15 protein-coding genes are annotated in these 16,150 nt (G+C 63.2%); 13 read left to right on the plus strand and 2 right to left on the minus strand.

All coding sequences use genetic code 11. From position 1 onward, the window contains the following. Window positions 1-3 precede the first annotated feature (3 nt). From iolG to NKH90_RS12235, 3 genes are all read left to right on the plus strand, one after another. Window positions 4-1,005 carry an inositol 2-dehydrogenase gene (iolG, locus tag NKH90_RS12225; RefSeq protein WP_352819552.1) on the plus strand — a complete coding sequence of 334 codons (1,002 nt, stop codon included), beginning with the start codon at window positions 4-6 and terminating at the stop codon, window positions 1,003-1,005. A gap of 23 nt (window positions 1,006-1,028) precedes the next feature. Further along, the gene (locus tag NKH90_RS12230) at window positions 1,029-1,823 is read left to right on the plus strand and encodes an SDR family oxidoreductase (protein ID WP_352819554.1); all 795 of its coding nucleotides are present in this window, start codon (window positions 1,029-1,031) and stop codon (window positions 1,821-1,823) included. 348 nt (window positions 1,824-2,171) lie between these two features. Continuing rightward, window positions 2,172-3,263 (plus strand): 3-deoxy-7-phosphoheptulonate synthase, encoded by a 1,092-nt coding sequence (locus tag NKH90_RS12235; protein ID WP_352819555.1) that lies wholly within the window; start codon window positions 2,172-2,174, stop codon window positions 3,261-3,263. Between the two features lie 215 nt (window positions 3,264-3,478). Here NKH90_RS12235 and NKH90_RS12240 read toward each other — a convergent pair whose 3' ends face one another. Beyond that, a complete protein-coding gene (locus tag NKH90_RS12240; protein WP_352819556.1) occupies window positions 3,479-4,588 on the minus strand; it encodes a Gfo/Idh/MocA family protein in 1,110 nt (369 codons plus the stop codon). A 153-nt stretch (window positions 4,589-4,741) separates the two neighbouring features. Here NKH90_RS12240 and NKH90_RS12245 point away from each other — a divergent pair, with 153 nt between their 5' ends. Then, on the plus strand, window positions 4,742-5,587 hold the full coding sequence (locus tag NKH90_RS12245) for a MurR/RpiR family transcriptional regulator (RefSeq protein WP_352814125.1): 846 nt from the start codon (window positions 4,742-4,744) through the stop codon (window positions 5,585-5,587). Here NKH90_RS12245 and NKH90_RS12250 read toward each other — a convergent pair. Continuing rightward, complete coding sequence (locus NKH90_RS12250; protein ID WP_352819558.1) at window positions 5,584-6,474, minus strand: AraC family transcriptional regulator; 891 nt, start codon at window positions 6,472-6,474, stop codon at window positions 5,584-5,586. The genes NKH90_RS12245 and NKH90_RS12250 overlap by 4 nt on opposite strands. Window positions 6,475-6,611: 137 nt before the next feature. On the opposite strand from NKH90_RS12250, the gene NKH90_RS12255 reads away from it, so the two are divergent. The 9 genes from NKH90_RS12255 to phnN all read left to right on the plus strand — a co-directional run bounded on the left by NKH90_RS12255 (window position 6,612) and on the right by phnN (window position 16,095). After that, a complete protein-coding gene (locus NKH90_RS12255) occupies window positions 6,612-7,340 on the plus strand; it encodes an SDR family NAD(P)-dependent oxidoreductase (protein ID WP_352819559.1) in 729 nt (242 codons plus the stop codon). A gap of 200 nt (window positions 7,341-7,540) precedes the next feature. Further along, the gene (locus tag NKH90_RS12260; RefSeq protein WP_352819561.1) at window positions 7,541-9,475 is read left to right on the plus strand and encodes a bifunctional 5-dehydro-2-deoxygluconokinase/5-dehydro-2-deoxyphosphogluconate aldolase; all 1,935 of its coding nucleotides are present in this window, start codon (window positions 7,541-7,543) and stop codon (window positions 9,473-9,475) included. 34 nt (window positions 9,476-9,509) lie between these two features. Next, window positions 9,510-11,354 carry a 3D-(3,5/4)-trihydroxycyclohexane-1,2-dione acylhydrolase (decyclizing) gene (gene iolD, locus NKH90_RS12265; protein ID WP_352819563.1) on the plus strand — a complete coding sequence of 615 codons (1,845 nt, stop codon included), beginning with the start codon at window positions 9,510-9,512 and terminating at the stop codon, window positions 11,352-11,354. A gap of 44 nt (window positions 11,355-11,398) precedes the next feature. Then, complete coding sequence (iolE, locus tag NKH90_RS12270) at window positions 11,399-12,316, plus strand: myo-inosose-2 dehydratase (RefSeq protein WP_352819565.1); 918 nt, start codon at window positions 11,399-11,401, stop codon at window positions 12,314-12,316. A 27-nt stretch (window positions 12,317-12,343) separates the two neighbouring features. After that, complete coding sequence (locus NKH90_RS12275) at window positions 12,344-12,562, plus strand: hypothetical protein (RefSeq protein WP_023677508.1); 219 nt, start codon at window positions 12,344-12,346, stop codon at window positions 12,560-12,562. A gap of 2 nt (window positions 12,563-12,564) precedes the next feature. Then, window positions 12,565-13,377 (plus strand): 5-deoxy-glucuronate isomerase, encoded by an 813-nt coding sequence (iolB, locus tag NKH90_RS12280; protein WP_352819566.1) that lies wholly within the window; start codon window positions 12,565-12,567, stop codon window positions 13,375-13,377. A gap of 148 nt (window positions 13,378-13,525) precedes the next feature. Then, window positions 13,526-14,233 (plus strand): DUF1045 domain-containing protein, encoded by a 708-nt coding sequence (locus NKH90_RS12285; RefSeq protein ID WP_352819567.1) that lies wholly within the window; start codon window positions 13,526-13,528, stop codon window positions 14,231-14,233. A gap of 96 nt (window positions 14,234-14,329) precedes the next feature. Beyond that, complete coding sequence (locus tag NKH90_RS12290) at window positions 14,330-15,469, plus strand: alpha-D-ribose 1-methylphosphonate 5-triphosphate diphosphatase (protein ID WP_352819568.1); 1,140 nt, start codon at window positions 14,330-14,332, stop codon at window positions 15,467-15,469. Then, entirely contained in the window at window positions 15,466-16,095 is a 630-nt protein-coding gene (gene phnN / locus NKH90_RS12295) for a phosphonate metabolism protein/1,5-bisphosphokinase (PRPP-forming) PhnN (protein WP_352472335.1), read from the plus strand. The genes NKH90_RS12290 and phnN overlap by 4 nt, the downstream gene beginning before the upstream one ends. Window positions 16,096-16,150: the final 55 nt, after the last annotated feature.

Consider the following 16,150-nt stretch of genomic DNA (forward strand, 5'->3'; position numbering starts at 1 on the left):
TTCATGCCTCTTCGCTTTGCTCTTCTCGGTGCCGGCCGTATCGGCAAGGTCCATGCTCGCGCCGTCGGTTCCAATCCTGAGGCCAGGCTGGTCGCAGTTGCCGACGCCTTCGAGAAGGCGGCGACCGATCTGGCCTCTGCCTACGGCGCCGAAGTGCGCAGCATCGATGCCATCGAGAAGGCCGGCGATATCGATGCGGTCGTCATCTGCACGCCGACCGATACCCATGCCGATCTGATCGAACGCTTCGCCAAAGCGGGCAAGGCGATTTTCTGCGAAAAGCCGATCGATCTCGACGCCGGCAGAGTGGAAGAATGCCTGGCCATCGTCGACAAGGCCGGCGCCACCCTGATGGTCGGCTTCAACCGCCGCTTCGATCCGCATTTTGCCGCCGTGCGCAAGGCGATCGACGACGGCGCCATCGGCACTGTCGAAATGGTGACAATCACCTCGCGCGATCCCGGCCCGCCGCCGCTCGACTATATCGGCCGCTCGGGCGGCATCTTCCGCGACATGACCATTCATGATTTCGACATGGCGCGCTTCCTGCTCGGCGAGGAGCCGGTGGCGGTCAGCGCGCATGCTTCGGTGCTGGTCGACAAGAAGATCGGCGAGGCCGGCGACTTCGACAGCGTCAGCGTCATCCTCGAAACTGCCTCCGGCAAGCAATGCGTTATCTCCAACTCGCGCCGCGCCACCTACGGCTACGACCAGCGCATCGAGGTGCATGGCTCGAAAGGCATGATTGCGGCCGAGAACCAGCGGCCGGTGTCGATCGAACTGGCCAATGAGAAAGGCTATACGCGGCCGCCGCTGCACGATTTCTTCATGACCCGTTATCTCGACGCTTATGCCAACGAGATCGCTGCCTTCATCGCGGCAGCGACGTCAGGCAAGAAGGCGGCGCCGAGCGGCAAGGACGGGCTGGTGGCGCTCAGGCTGGCGGATGCGGCGCTGAAATCGGCCAAGGAAGGCAAGACCGTCCGCCTCGACAAAACAATCTGACTATCAAGCACAGGAGCAAGGCGATGAACGGTTCCGCCGGTCGCAATTCCGAAACACGCGCCATCGTCACCGGCGGCGCACAAGGCATCGGCTTTGCCGTCGCCGAAGCGCTGGCCGATGAGGGTTGCCGGGCGCTGGCGCTGATCGGCCGCTCGCAGGAGAAGGGCGACAAGGCTGTCGCCATCCTCAAGGGGGCAGGCGTCGATGCCATCTTCATCAGCGCCGACGTCTCAAAAGTGGCCGACTGCAAGCGTGCGGTCGAAACGGCGATTGGCCATTTTGGTTCCGTCAACGCGCTGGTCAACGCCGCTGCCACCTCGGCTCGCGGCTCGCTGGTCGAGACCTCCGAGGATCTGTTCGACCAGATATTCCAGACCAATGTGCGCGGCCCGTTTTTCCTGATGCAGGGCGTGGTGGCGCATTTGCTGGCGCGCCAGGCACCGGGCTCGATCGTCAACGTGCTGTCGATGTCGGCGCATTGCGGCCAGTCGTTCCTGGCGCCTTATTCGTCAAGCAAGGGAGCGCTGGCGACACTCACCAAGAATGTCGCCAATGCCTATCGCGGCAATCGCATCCGCTGCAATGCGGTGCTGCCCGGCTGGATGGACACCGAGGGCGAGGCGATCGTGCAGAAGAAATGGCACGACGCGCCGGACGACTGGCTGGAAAGGGCCGAGGCCGCGCAGCCGATGGGTCAATTGGTGAAGCCGGCACAGCTTGCCCGGTTGATCAGCTATATGATCAGCCCGCAGTCCGGCGTCATGACCGGGTCGCTGGTCGATTACGACCAGAGCGTCGCCGGGGCGTCGCCGGAGTAACGCCGGCAAGTCTAGCAGAACGCCGCCCATCACTTCGTCATCCACGGGCGGAGCAAGGAGCGCAGCGACGCGGCGCAGACCCGAGGATGACGAAGTTCGGGGGGCTTCAGCCAATCGCGAATGGGCTGGAGTAAACCTCCTCCTCACCAGACACGTGACAAGCGCCTACGCTTCGACTATATGTTCCGGATGATCCACCTGACCGCCTCGTTTTGGTACTTTAGCTACTCGCTGGCGGCGGGAGGATTGCGCTCAATCTGAAGATTGCAGCAACATTATCCGAACAGCCGCCAGACCTGGCGGCTTTTTTGTTCAGCCGGCAGGTCTCCCCAATCAGGAGCATAAGCCGTGTTGACGACCACAGACGATCTTCGGGTCAAGGAAATCAGAGAACTGAGCACACCCGACGAGGTGATGCGGGAAATACCGCGCACGCTGACGGCGACGCGCACCGTTGCCGCATCACGCAATGCCATCCACGCCGTGCTGACCGGCGCCGACGACCGGCTGGTGGTTGTCGTCGGCCCCTGTTCGATCCACGACCCGGCCGCTGCCGTAGACTATGCCAGCCGTTTGGCATCGCTGCGTGAAAGCCTGTCGGACCGGCTGGAGATCGTGATGCGGGTTTATTTCGAGAAACCGCGCACGACAGTCGGCTGGAAGGGCCTGATCAACGATCCCGACCTCGACGGCAGCTTCAACATTGACAAGGGCCTGCGGATGGCCCGCAACGTGCTCTCCGCCGTCAACAATCTCGGCCTTCCGGCGGCCACCGAATTCCTCGACATGGCCACCCCGCAATATATTGCTGACCTCGTCGCCTGGGGAGCGATCGGCGCGCGCACGACCGAGAGCCAGATCCATCGCGAACTCGCATCAGGCCTGTCCTGCCCGGTCGGCTTCAAGAACGGCACCGACGGCAATTTGCGGATCGCCGCCGAAGCCGTGAAATCCGCCGCCCAGCCGCATCATTTCATGGCGGTGACAAAGGGCGGGCGCAGCGCCATCGCGACGACCACCGGCAACGAGGACTGCCACGTCATCCTGCGCGGCGGCATTGTGCCCAACTACGACGCGGCAAGCATTGCTGCTGCCTCCGCTGAGCTCGGCCGGATCGGCGTGGCACCTCGGCTGATGATCGATGTCAGTCATGCCAACAGCAACAAGAAGCCGGAAAACCAGCCGCTGGTGGCGGCTGACGTGGCGGGCCAGATCGCGGCAGGCGACGAGCGCATCATCGGCATCATGATCGAGAGCAACCTCGTCGCCGGCCGGCAGGACGTCGTGCCCGGCAAGCCGCTCCTCTATGGCCAGAGCATCACTGATGGCTGCATCGACTGGGCGACCACCGAGACCGTGCTGCACGGCCTTGCCGACGCCGTCGAGCAGCGCCGGTCGGTGCGCCGCGCCATGATCGCCGATCGCCCGGGAGCCGCGTGAGCACTTCTCCTTCTCCCCTTGTGGGAGAAGGTGGATCGGCGCGCAGCGCCGAGCCGGATGAGGGGTGCTGGAAGAAACTCGGCGCAAAAATATTGAGGGATTTTAAGCGTTTATTTCTTCGCTGTAGCGATCCGTCCAACACCCCACATCCGACCGAGCTTCGCTCGGTCTCCCCTTCTCCCACAAGGGGAGAAGGGGAGACCAGCGCGGGCTTACTACCGCACCTCCATCCAGCGCTGTTCCGCGAACGAGCGCGCCATCGCGTGCACCGTGCGCTCGATCTCCAGGCCTTCGTCGAAATCGATGATCCGCGCCGGCTTGCCGGCAAGTCGCGTCAACAGTTCCCGGCATTCGATAATCTTGAGGTCATTAAAGCCAAGGCCGTGGCCGGGCGCCGGCAGGAAGGCGTCATAAGGTTTATGATGCGGCGCCACCAGGATGGTGCGATAGCCTTGCTCGGTCGGCCGGTCGGCCGTCAGATAGAGTTGGAACTCATTCATCCGCTCCTGGTCGTACAGGATCGAGCCCTTCGAGCCAAAAATCTGGATGGCGATCCGGCCTTTGCGGCCCCAGGCCGAACGGTTGACCAGCAGCGTGCCGGCGATGCCGTTTTCGAGATGCATCAGGATGCTGGCGATGTCGTAGGTCTCGACCGCGCGGCGCCCGCCCGAGGCGACGCGGCGGTCGGCATAGGGTTTGGCCATGTCGCACATGACGCGGGCAACGCGGCCGAACAGTACGGCGATGAGCGACAGCGGATGCACGGCGAAATCGTCGAGCGCGCCGTAACCGGACGCCGCCTCGTGCTTCCAGAAGAACAGCGCCTCCGGATCGGCCATGAAGTCCTCGTCCATCTCGATACGCAGATGGTTGACCTCGCCGATGATCTTCTCGTCGAGCAGCGCCCCGATATGGCGGATCGCTGGGTTCTGGATGTAGTTATAGCCCAGCGCGGCGACCTTGCCGGACTTTTGGGCCGCCGCAGCCATTGCTTGCGCCTCCGCAAAATTCGGCGCCATCGGTTTTTCACACCACAGATGCTTGCCGGCTTCGAGGATGGCGATGGCCATTTCCGGGTGGAACTGGTTCGGCGTGGTCAGCGAGATGACATCGACGTCCGGGTCGTCGACGACAGCGCGCCAGTCACCGGACGCCTTGGCGAAGCCGAATTCGCTGGCACGGCGTTTGGCAAGATCCTCGTTGACCTCGCCCAGATGGACCAGCCTTGGCTTGGCCACATCGGGAAAGACGGTGCCGACCGCGTTCCAGGCAATGGCGTGGCACTTGCCCATGAAACCCGTGCCGATAAGACCTACCCCGACCATCCGCTTGCCTCCCTGTGCGCAAAATTTGTGTGGATGAATTAGTCCATTTTGTCTGCAGATGGAACGCTTGTCTCATTTTTTATGGTGTTCTTGCACAGGCCCGCTATGATGGGCCACAGAGGGAACCAGACGATGAGCCTGGGCGGAGCGACGATGGACGAACGGGTGCCGCGCGATTTCGAGACGCTGCGGGCGACGATACTGGAGCGGCGTCAGAGCCTGCCGAAACGTATCGCCCAGATCGCCGCCTATGCGCTCGACAACCCAGACGATATCGCCTTCGGCACCGCTGCCAGCATCGCCGCTTCCGCCGGTGTCCAGCCTTCGACCCTGATCCGCTTTGCCCAGCAGCTTGGTTTTGATGGTTTCACCAGCCTGCAGTTGGTGTTTCGCGAGCGCCTGCGCGAGCGCAACTCATCCTATGATGAAAGGCTGGCGGCATTGCGCGCCAAGGCCGAGGAAGGCGCCGGCCACCGCGCGATTTTCGACGGTTTTGTTGCCGCAGCCAGTACCTCGCTCAACGACATTTCGCGCACGCTGAATGAAGACCATTTCGAAGATGCGATCACCGTGCTGGCCAAGGCCGAAACCATTTACGTGCTGGCCAAGCGGCGCTCCTACCCGGTCGCCTCCTATATCGCCTATGCATTGGGCAAGCTCAAGATCCGCAACCAGCTGATCGAATCGGCCGCCGGCCTCAATGCAGAGATGATCGGCTTTGCCTCTCCAAGGGACGCCGTGATCGCCATCAGCTTTTCGCCCTATGCCCCGGCCACCATCGAGGAGGCGCGCGTCATTTCGGAGCAAGGCGTGCCGATCGTGGCGATTACCGACAGCTCCTTTTCGCCACTCGCCCAATTCGCCAGGGTCTGGTTCGAGGTCGCCGAGGCCGATTTCGCCGGCTTCCGCTCGCTGTCGGCGACGATGGCTTTGGCTATGGCGCTGACCGTCGCGGTCGGCGAGAAGCGGCGCGATACTGGCAAGAAGCGCAAGCCTTAGATCGCCTCTATTGCCGTTTCGCCTTCTGCCGAAAGCCGCGCTGCGTCGCGGGCAGGCGGCGACCCGAACTGGCGGGCGTACTCCCGGCTGAACTGGGAAGCACTCTCATAGCCGACGGCGAAGGCGACACGTGCGACGTTGCCCGGCTGGGCAATCAGCAGATGGCGGGCTTCCAGCAAGCGGATTTGCTTTTGATACTGGATTGGGCTCATGGCCGTCGCCGCCTTGAAGTGACGATAAAACGCAGCACTGCTCATACGGGCAATCTCGGCCAGATCGCCGACCCGGACCGGCTGATGGGGATGCGAACGGATCCAGGCGATCGCCCGGCCAATCCGGGACAGATGGCCATCGGCGCGCGCAAGTTCACGAAGCTTTCCGCCTTGCGGGGCTTGCAGGAGCCGAAACAGCATCTCTCGCTCGATCATGGTCGCGAGCACGGGAATCTCTGCTGGCCGGTCAAGCAGCCGCATCATTCGACGCAACGCGTCGAGCAGGTCGTCATCAGCGGGAGAGGTGGAGAAACTGTCGCCACTGAGGGCCGGCGCGTGCTCGACGAGGAGCGCGGCGACGGCCTGCAGGTCAAGGGTCAAGCCAATGGCCAGGTAAGGACGCGCCGCGCTCGCTTCGATTATCTGGCTGATGGTGGGCGTCTCGACAGTATAGATGAAATAGCTGGCCGGATTGTAACGAAGAGCCCGGTCGCCGATCAGAACCGTCTTCGCGCCCTGCAGTACGAATAAGATCCCCGACCCCCACACCCCTGGTATTGGCGCCGTGGCGACTTCGCTGCGGCCGATCGAAACGCGGGGAATCGCCGTTCTTGTTCTTCGCCCGCGCGCATGGCGGCCGGCGATCTCGATCAACTCCTGCAGCGCTTCGCTCATTGCGCCAGCATCGCGCATTCGCACCGGCTGCGCAACAGCGTGAGAGGATTAGGCAAGAACCGGAGAATTTCCGGCGCGCGGCGCCCGCTGTCTCGCGCCATTTGTGGGTCTTCCACAGCAAACATGGAGACACCGATATGACGACATCGAAAAGCGCGCTGGTGACCGGCGCCAACAAGGGTATAGGCCGTGAAATCGCCCGGCGACTGGCGACCATGGGCTTCAAGGTCTGGCTCGGCGCCAGGAGCGCCGAACGCGGCATGGCGGCGGCGCAGGCATTGCGCGCGGAAGGCCTCGACGTGGAGTGGCTTGAGCTGGACGTCACGCGGGATGACTGTGTGAAGGCGGCAGCCGAGGCATTCAGGCAGGCCAGCCCCTGCCTCGACGTGCTGGTGAACAACGCCGGCGTCGCCATCAACTACGACCTGCTGCCGAGCCGGCAGCGGATCGCCGACATCCAGGCCACCTACGACGTCAATGTCTTCGGCCCGATCCGCGTGACCCAGGCATTCCTGCCGCTGCTGCTGGCAGCACCTGCTGCCCGGATCGTGATGGTGAGCAGCTCCACCGGGTCCATCGGCCGGGCGCTCGATCCCGCCACTGCGAACCACGCCGTTAACATGATGGGCTACGGCAGCTCCAAGACAGCGTTGAATGCCATCACGGTGGCGTTCGCCAGGGAGCTCGCGCCGCAAGGCATCAAGGTCAACGCCGCGGCGCCCGGCTACACAGCCACCGATCTCAACGGGTATAAAGGTCACCGCACGGTGCAGCAGGCGGCCGAGATCGCCATTCACCTGGCGACCTTGGACGCCGATGGCCCGACCGCCGGGTACTTCAACGATGATGGCCCGCTTCCTTGGTAAATCAGCTGGTTTCAGTGGTAGACACTTGACGTTCGTCTGACTTCAAAGTTTCTGAACGCGCGAGCCTTGCACAGCACTTTTCAGCCTTGGGAATGCTCGTTCCATATTGACTATGGATTGGAATTATTATTTCATATTGCCGGCGCCACGCTGCCGCTCGCGCGTGTTACCCAAGACAACAAAGCCGATGGGAGGTTCGAATGGGCGAAGCCGTGGAAGCGAGACATGCGCCGCTCGACATCATCACCATCGGCCGCGCTTCCGTCGATCTCTACGGCCAGCAGATCGGCTCGCGCCTCGAGGACATTACTTCCTTTGCCAAGTCGGTCGGCGGCTGTCCGGCCAATATCGCGGTCGGTACTGCCAGGCTCGGCCTGCGCTCGGCGCTGCTCACCCGCGTCGGCAATGAGCAGATGGGCCGCTTCATCCGCGAGCAGCTGACCCGCGAGGGCGTTTCGGTCCAAGGCCTCAAGACCGATCCGGAGCGGCTGACCGCCCTGGTGCTGCTGTCGGTCGAGGATGACGGGGTCTCGCCGATGATCTTCTATCGCAGCGATTGCGCCGACATGGCGCTTTCGAAAGACGATATCGACGAGGCGTTCATCGCTTCGGCACGCGCGATCGTCGTCACCGGCACGCATTTTTCGCGGCCCAACAGCGACGCCGCCCAACGCAAGGCGATCCGTGTCATGAAGGCCAAGGGCGGCAAGGTGGTGTTCGACATCGACTACCGCCCCAACCTCTGGGGTCTCGCCGGCCACGCCGAAGGCTTCGAGCGCTATGTGAAATCCGACCGCGTCTCGGCGCAGTTGAAGACGGTGCTGCCCGATTGCGATCTCATCGTCGGCACCGAAGAGGAAATCATGATCGCGTCGGGCGCAGACGATTGCCTGAGCGCGCTGAAAACCATCCGCTCGCTGTCGGCGGCAACCATCGTGCTAAAACGCGGCGCCATGGGCTGCATCGTCTATGACGGGCCGATCAGCGACGACCTCGAGGACGGTATCGTCGGCAAGGGATTTCCAATCGAGGTCTACAATGTGCTCGGCGCCGGCGACGCCTTCATGTCGGGCTTCCTGCGCGGCTGGCTCGGCGAGGAAGGCTTGGCGACGGCGGCGACCTGGGCCAATGCCTGCGGCGCCTTTGCCGTGTCGCGGCTCCTCTGCGCACCGGAATACCCGACTTTCGAGGAATTGCAGTTCTTCCTGAAAAACGGCAGCAAGCATCTGGCGCTGCGCAAGGACGAGGCGATCAATCACATCCATTGGGCGACCACGCGCCGGCGCGACATCCCCTCGCTGATGGCGTTCGCCTGCGACCACCGCGTCCAGCTGGAGGATGTCGCGGCAAAAGCCGGCGCCGATCCGTCGCGAATCCCGGCTTTCAAGGTGCTGACGGTCAAGGCTGCGGCCAAGGTTGCGGCTGGCCGCGCCGGCTACGGCATGCTGCTCGACGAAAAATACGGACGCGAGGCGATGTTCGAATTCGCCCACCATTCCTTCGCCTGGCTCGGCCGGCCGGTCGAGTTGCCGGGTTCGCGGCCGCTTCGCTTCGAGTTCTCGCAAGACATAGGTTCGCAACTGACCGAATGGCCGGTCGACCACTGCATCAAGTGCCTGTGCTTCTATCATCCCGACGATCCCGCGGCGCTGAAGAGCGAACAGCAGCAGAAACTGCGCGCTTTGTTCGAGGCCGCGCGGAAAGTGGGTAGAGAACTTCTCATCGAGATCATCGCCGGCAAGCACGGCAAGCTCGACGACATGACGATCCCGCGGGCGCTGGAGGAACTCTATGCGCTCGGCATCAAGCCCGACTGGTGGAAGCTCGAGCCGCAGGCTTCGGCCGGCGCATGGGCAAAGATCGAAGCGGTGATCCTGAAGCACGATCCGTGGTGCCGCGGGATTGTGCTGCTTGGCCTGGAAGCGCCGCAGGACGAGTTGGAAGCGGCCTTCGCCGCCACCGCCAAGGCGCCTATCGTCAAAGGCTTCGCTGTCGGCCGCACCATCTTCATTAACGCGGCCGAACAATGGCTTGCCGGCAAGATGTCGGACGAGGAGGCGGTGGCCGACATGGCATCGCGTTTCGAAAAACTGACCGAGGCATGGCTTGCCGCGCGCGGTCGCAAAGCAGCATAAGAAGGCGCGGCATAAGGACTGCGGAGGAACCGACATGACCAAGACAATCCGCCTGACGATGGCGCAGGCGCTGACCCGCTTTCTTGCCCGACAGATGACCGAGATGCACGGCAAGAAAGTGCCGATCTTCGGCGGCGTCTGGGCGATCTTCGGCCACGGCAATGTCGCCGGCGTCGGCGAGGCGCTCTACCAGGTTCGCGACGAACTGCCGACCTTCCGTGCCCATAACGAGCAGGCAATGGCGCATGCGGCGATCGCCTACGCCAAGGCCAATTTCCGCCGCCGCTTCATGGCCGCGACCAGTTCGATCGGCCCCGGCGCGCTCAACATGGTGACCGCTGCGGCACTTGCGCATGTAAACAGGTTGCCTGTCCTGTTTCTGCCTGGCGACGTCTTCGCCAATCGCATTCCCGATCCCGTCCTGCAGCAGGCCGAGGATTTTTCCGATGGCACGGCGACGGTCAATGACTGCCTCCGCCCGGTGTCGCGCTATTTCGACCGCATCACGCGGCCGGAGCAGATCATGCCGGCGCTCAACCGCGCCATGCAGGTGCTGACCGATCCCGCCGAATGCGGCCCGGTGACGCTGGCGCTGTGCCAGGACGTGCAGGCCGAGGCCTATGACTACCCCGAGAGTTTCTTTGCCGAGCGACTCTGGACGCCGCGACGGCAGCGCCCGGACCGCAACGAACTGGCGGCCGCAGTCGCGGTACTCAAAGCAGCAAAAAAGCCGCTGATCATCGCCGGCGGCGGCGTACTCTATTCGCAGGCGTCCGAGGAGCTGGCAAAACTGGTGCAAGGCGCCGGCATTCCAGTTTGTGAGACGCAAGGCGGCAAATCCTCGCTCCCGGACGATCATCCGTTGAACATGGGCGCGGTCGGCGTTACCGGCACTTCGGCGGCCAACAGGCTGGCCGAAGAGGCCGACGTCGTGCTTGCCGTCGGCACCAGACTGCAGGATTTCACCACCGGCTCCTGGGCATTGTTCAAGCATGCCGGCAGGACCATCATCGGGCTCAACGTGCAGCCTTTTGACGCCGGAAAGCACCAGGCGCTGCCGCTGGTCGCCGATGCGGCGGAAGGGCTCGCCGAACTCGCTGCGGCGCTGAAAGGCTGGAAAGCCCCTTCAGGCTGGACCGACAATGCGATCGCGGGCAAGAAGAACTGGCAAGCGGATGCCGACAAGGTGACGGCGTCGACCAATGCCGCCTATCCGTCCGACGCGCAAGTGATCGGCGCAGTACAGCGCGCCATGGGCTCCGGCGTGGTACTGCTTCATGCCGCCGGCGGCTTGCCCGGCGAATTGCACAAGCTATGGCAGGCGGGTGCCCCCGGCTCCTACCACGCAGAATACGGCTTCTCGACAATGGGCTATGAAATCGCCGGCGGGCTTGGCGTCAAGATGGCCAAGCCGGACGAAGAGGTCGTGGTGATGATCGGCGACGGCTCTTACCTGATGCTCAATTCCGAGATCGCGACCTCGGTGATGCTCGGCCTCAAGCTGACCATCGTGCTGCTCGACAACCGCGGCTATGGCTGCATCAACCGGTTGCAGATGGCGACCGGCGGCGCCAACTTCAACAATCTGCTGAAGGACGCCCGTCACGAAACCTTGCCCGAGATCGACTTCGCCGCGCACGCTGCGAGCATGGGTGCGATTGCCGAAAAAGTGCCGTCGGTCGCCGGGCTGGAAACGGCGCTGGCGCAAGCGAAGAAGAACACGCGAACGACGGTGCTGGTCATCGACACCGACCCGCTGGTTTCGACCGAGGCCGGTGGAAGCTGGTGGGATGTCGCAGTGCCGGAAGTCTCGGCACGGCCGCAAGTGAATGCCGCGCGCAAGAAATACGAGGAAGCGCTGGGCGGGCGGGTTCTTTAGCCATCCGCGAACGCGCCTCGAATGTCTGAAACTGGAGTGACGACTTGAAAGCCAAACTGGGCATGTCCCCCATTGCATGGTGGAACGACGATCTTGCCGAACTCAGCGATGATGTGTCGCTGGAGGAGTGCCTGCGCCAGTCGCGCTCGGCTGGCTTTACCGGAATGGAAATGGGCCGCCGCTTTCCCAACGATCCGGAGATCATGCTGCCGATCCTGAAAGAGGCCGACGTGACGCTTTGCGGCGGCTGGTTCTCGGGGACGCTGGTCGACGAAGACATGGCGAAGAACAAGGATCGTATCCAGCCGATGATCGACCTGTTCAAGGCGGTGAACGCACCATGCATCGTCTATGGTGAAGTCGGCCGCTCCATCCAGGGCGACCGCTCGAAGCCGCTCGCCAGCAAGCCCAGGCTTTCGGACGAGGAAATGAAAGCCTACGCCCGGCGGCTCACGCAGTTCGGCGAATGGTGTGCAGAGCAAGGCATGCCGCTCTCCTACCATCATCATATGGCGGCAGTAGTTGAGACCGAGCCAGAGCTAGATGCCTTCATGCGCTATTCGGGAGAAGGCATTCCATTGCTGCTCGACGCGGGTCACCTGGCCTTTGCCGGCGGCGATGTGCTGCGCGCTATTGATAACCACCACCGGCGCATCAACCACGTGCATGTGAAAGACGTACGCATGGAGGTGATCAACAAGCTGGATCGTAGCAGGCAATCCTTTCTCGATGCGGTGGCGCTTGGTGCCTTCACCGTGCCGGGAGATGGCTCCCTGGACTTTGGCGCCATCGTCCAGAGGCTCGCCGACCATGGCTATGAAGGCTGGTTCGTGGTCGAGGCCGAGCAGGATCCGAAGAAGAACCCGCCGCTCAAGATGGCGCAGGTCGGCTACAAGGAATTGATGCGGGTGATGACGGCGGCCGGCTATACGGTGGAGACACAGGGCTTTCCCAATGCTTGAGAGTTCGCGAGGAAAGGTGTTGATCCGATGAAAGACTCCGAGCACCCGTTTTTCCGGCCGCTGTGGCGGCGCGTCGCCGTTGTCGCGGTCTGCCTGGTCTGGTCGGTAATCGAATTCGCCACCGGCACGCCGTTCTGGGGCGTGATCGCGCTCGGCTTCGCCGGCTATGCCGTCTGGCAGTTTTTCTACCTCTACAAGCCGGCTGACGAGGACGAGCCATCGGCAGACGCCAAACCGAAGGAATGACCATGTCTAAGCTGCTCGTCAAAGCCAATAAGGGCCACGGCCACATCGCTCATGTGACGCCGCAAAACGCCGGCTGGACCTATGTCGGCTTCGATCTGCATCGGCTCAGGCCCGGCGAGAGCGCTTCCGGGCAAACCGCGGATCGTGAGGTCTGCCTGGTGTTCGTCACCGGCAAGGGCAAGGCCAAGGCCGGCGGCAAGGATCTCGGCTTGCTGGGCGAACGCATGTCGCCGTTCGAAGGCAAGCCTTGGTCGGTCTATGTGCCGCAGGGGTCGGAGTGGTCGGTGAGCGCCGATACCGATCTCGAACTTGCCATCTGTTCGGCGCCAGGACTGGGCGGCGGTCTGCCGGTCCGTGTCATCGCGCCCGACGATCTCGGCCAGGAGGTTCGCGGCAAAGGCACCAACACGCGCTACGTCACCAACATCCTGCCGGAAGGCAAGCCGGCCGATTCCTTGCTGGTGGTCGAGGTCATCACACCCGGCGGCCACACATCGAGCTATCCGCCGCACAAGCACGACCAGGACAATCTGCCGGCTGAATCCTATCTCGAGGAGACCTATTACCACCGTCTCAACCCGCCACAGGGCTTTGCTTTCCAGCGCGTCTACACCGATGCCGACCAGAACGGTGCTCGTTCGCTCGACGAGGCGATGGCGATCGAGGACGGCGACGTCGTGCTGGTCCCCAAGGGTTATCACCCCTGCGCCGCCTGCCACGGCTATGATCTCTATTATCTCAACGTCATGGCCGGACCGAAGCGGACGTGGAAATTCCACAACGCGCCCGAGCACGAATGGCTGATGAAGGCCTAACCACTTCCCCTTCGCCCCAACCGCTGGTCCAAGCGAAAAATCGTCGGCTAACGACCCGGCTGTGTGGTTTTGTTACCGAAAACGCCACAAAGCTTCGTCAATTCGTCATGGAAATCACCTATGGCAGCGGGGCTGACGAGGACTTTCGATGCGCTACGCGATCTATTTCACCCCCCGACAGGACGAACCGCTGGCACGGATCGCTGCCGACTGGCTCGGCCGCGACCCATTCGGTGCCGCCACAAAGCCGGTCGAGGCTGCGGGCGAGTTGTCGGCGGCAGAAGTTGCCTTCCATACCGCCTCGGCGCGCCGCTATGGCTTTCATGCGACACTGAAGGCGCCCTTCAGACTGGCCTCCAACGAGACGGAAACCTCGCTTCGTGCAGCACTCGACGATTTTGCCGAGGCGACGCCGGTCGTTACGATCCCGCGCCTCGTCGTCAGCCAGATCGACGGCTTCTTCGCGCTGTTGCCGGAAATACCGCTGCCGGCGCTCAACCGCTTCGCCGACGACGTGGTGCGCGACTTCGACCGCTTCCGCGCGCCGTTGACGGAAACCGAGATCGAACGGCGCAGCCCCGATTCGCTGAAGCCCGACGAGTTCCGCAATCTCTGCCAGTGGGGCTATCCCTATGTCTTCGAGACGTTTCGCTTCCATATGACGCTGTCCGGCCGGGTGTCGTCACAGGAAAGCCCTCGTCTTCGCCTAGCAATCGACAGCCTGTTTACGGACGTGCTGCAACGGCCGGTGGCGGTGGACGCGCTGACGCTGTTTGTGGAAACTGAACCGGGTGCGCCGTTCATGGTGCTGTCCCATCACGCGCTCGGGCGCCGCCCGGCCAGAAGAACTGCCTGATCAGAAGAACTGCCTAAATGACTATTTGTTCTAACCGCATTTGTACGACGCCAATTGGTTCCAGTTGGCTGCAAAATCCTGCAAGGACTGCTTGAAATGACCGCCGAGACTGTTCTTGACAACGCCCGGATCGTGCTCGCCGACCAGATCGTCGAAGGGTCGATCGTGCTGCGCGACGGCATGATCGCCGCCATCGATGCCGGACCCGGCCGCAGCGGCGAGGACATGGGCGGCGACTTCATCATCCCTGGCCTGGTCGAGCTCCACACCGACCATCTGGAAGGCCATTACGCGCCGCGGCCGAAAGTGCGCTGGAACCCGATCGCCGCGGTTCTCGCGCATGACGCGCAGGTGGCGACGGCCGGCATCACCACCGTGCTCGACGCCTTGCGCGTCGGCATGGACGAGGACGCCGACCTGACGGCCGCCGACATACGCAAACTGGCCGACGCGATCGAGGACAGCGTGCAGCAGGACCGGCTCAGGGCCGACCATTTCATCCATTTGCGCTGCGAGGTTTCGGCGCCGGACTGCCTCACAGCCTTCGCCAATTTCGAAGGCGACGAGCGGGTCAGGCTGGCGTCGCTGATGGACCATGCGCCGGGACAGCGCCAATTCGTCGATCTCGAAACCTATGCCTATTATTACCAGCGCAAGCTGAAGCTGACCGATCGCGATTTCCAGAAATTCTGCGAAAAGCGGATGGCGGAATCGGCGAGGAATTCGAGCCCGAACCGCAGCTTCATCGCCGCTGCCTGCCAAGAGCGCGGCATCGTGCTCGCCAGCCATGACGACGCAACCGTCGGCCATGTCGACGAAGCGATCGAGCAAGGTGTGCGCGTCGCCGAGTTCCCGACCACCGAGGAGGCAGCACGGGCTTCGAAAAAGGCAGGGCTCGGCGTATTGATGGGCGCGCCGAACGTCATGCGCGGCGCGTCGCATTCGGGCAATGTCTCGGCCCGCACGCTGGCCGGCGATGGCCTGCTCGATATCCTGTCGTCGGACTACATTCCCTTCAGTCTGATCCAGTCAGCCTTCTTCCTCGGCGACGTGGTCGAGGGCATTTCCTTGCCACAGGCGGTGGCGATGGTCTCGAAGAACCCGGCCGAGGCGGTCGGCCTCACCGATCGCGGTGTCATCGAGCCCGGCCGGCGCGCCGATCTGGTTCGCGTGCGCGTCGACGACCATGTCCCGGTCGTCCGCACGGTCTGGCGGCAGGGACGCCGGGTCGCATGATGGTGTCGGCATCGGTCGAGCGTGAATTGTCCGCCGCGAGATTTCCGATCCGCGACGGTGTCTTCGTCGCCGTCGTCGGGCCGAGCGGTGCCGGCAAGGACACGGTGATCGGCTATGCGCGCGCCGTGTTTGCCGACGAGAGCCGGCTGGAGTTCGTGCGCCGGGTGATCACCCGGCCGAGCGATGCGGCCACCGAGGATCACGACACGCTCGCCGACGTTGCCTTCGTCGAGGCCGAAGCGGATGGCGCCTTCGCGATTTCCTGGGAGGCGCATGGCCTGCGCTATGGCATCCCGGCCGAAGTCGACTGGTCGGTCTCAAACGGCCGTGTCGCGATCGCCAATGTCTCGCGCGCGATCATCCCGGCGCTGCGGGAGCGCTACGCCAATCTGGCGGTCGTCGAGATCACGGCTACACCGGATATCCTGGCCGAGCGGCTGGCATTGCGGGGTCGCGAATCGCGCGGCGAAGTGCTGGCACGGCTGGCGCGCAGTGCCAATGTGGCGCTGTCCGGACCGGGTGTCACCTCGATCGACAATAGCGGCCCTCGTGAAGCCGCCGGCGAGCGCTTCGCCGAGGTGCTGCGCAAGGCCATGGCCTTCTCCGACATGTCGGGCCTTATCTAAAGTAGAGCCCATCCGATGCATTCGGTATGGGCGCTACTTGTCTAACCGATATCTT

Origin of the sequence: Mesorhizobium sp. M0898 (assembly GCF_040319695.1) — a bacterium.
In the GTDB taxonomy this organism is placed as follows: Bacteria; Pseudomonadota; Alphaproteobacteria; order Rhizobiales; family Rhizobiaceae; genus Mesorhizobium.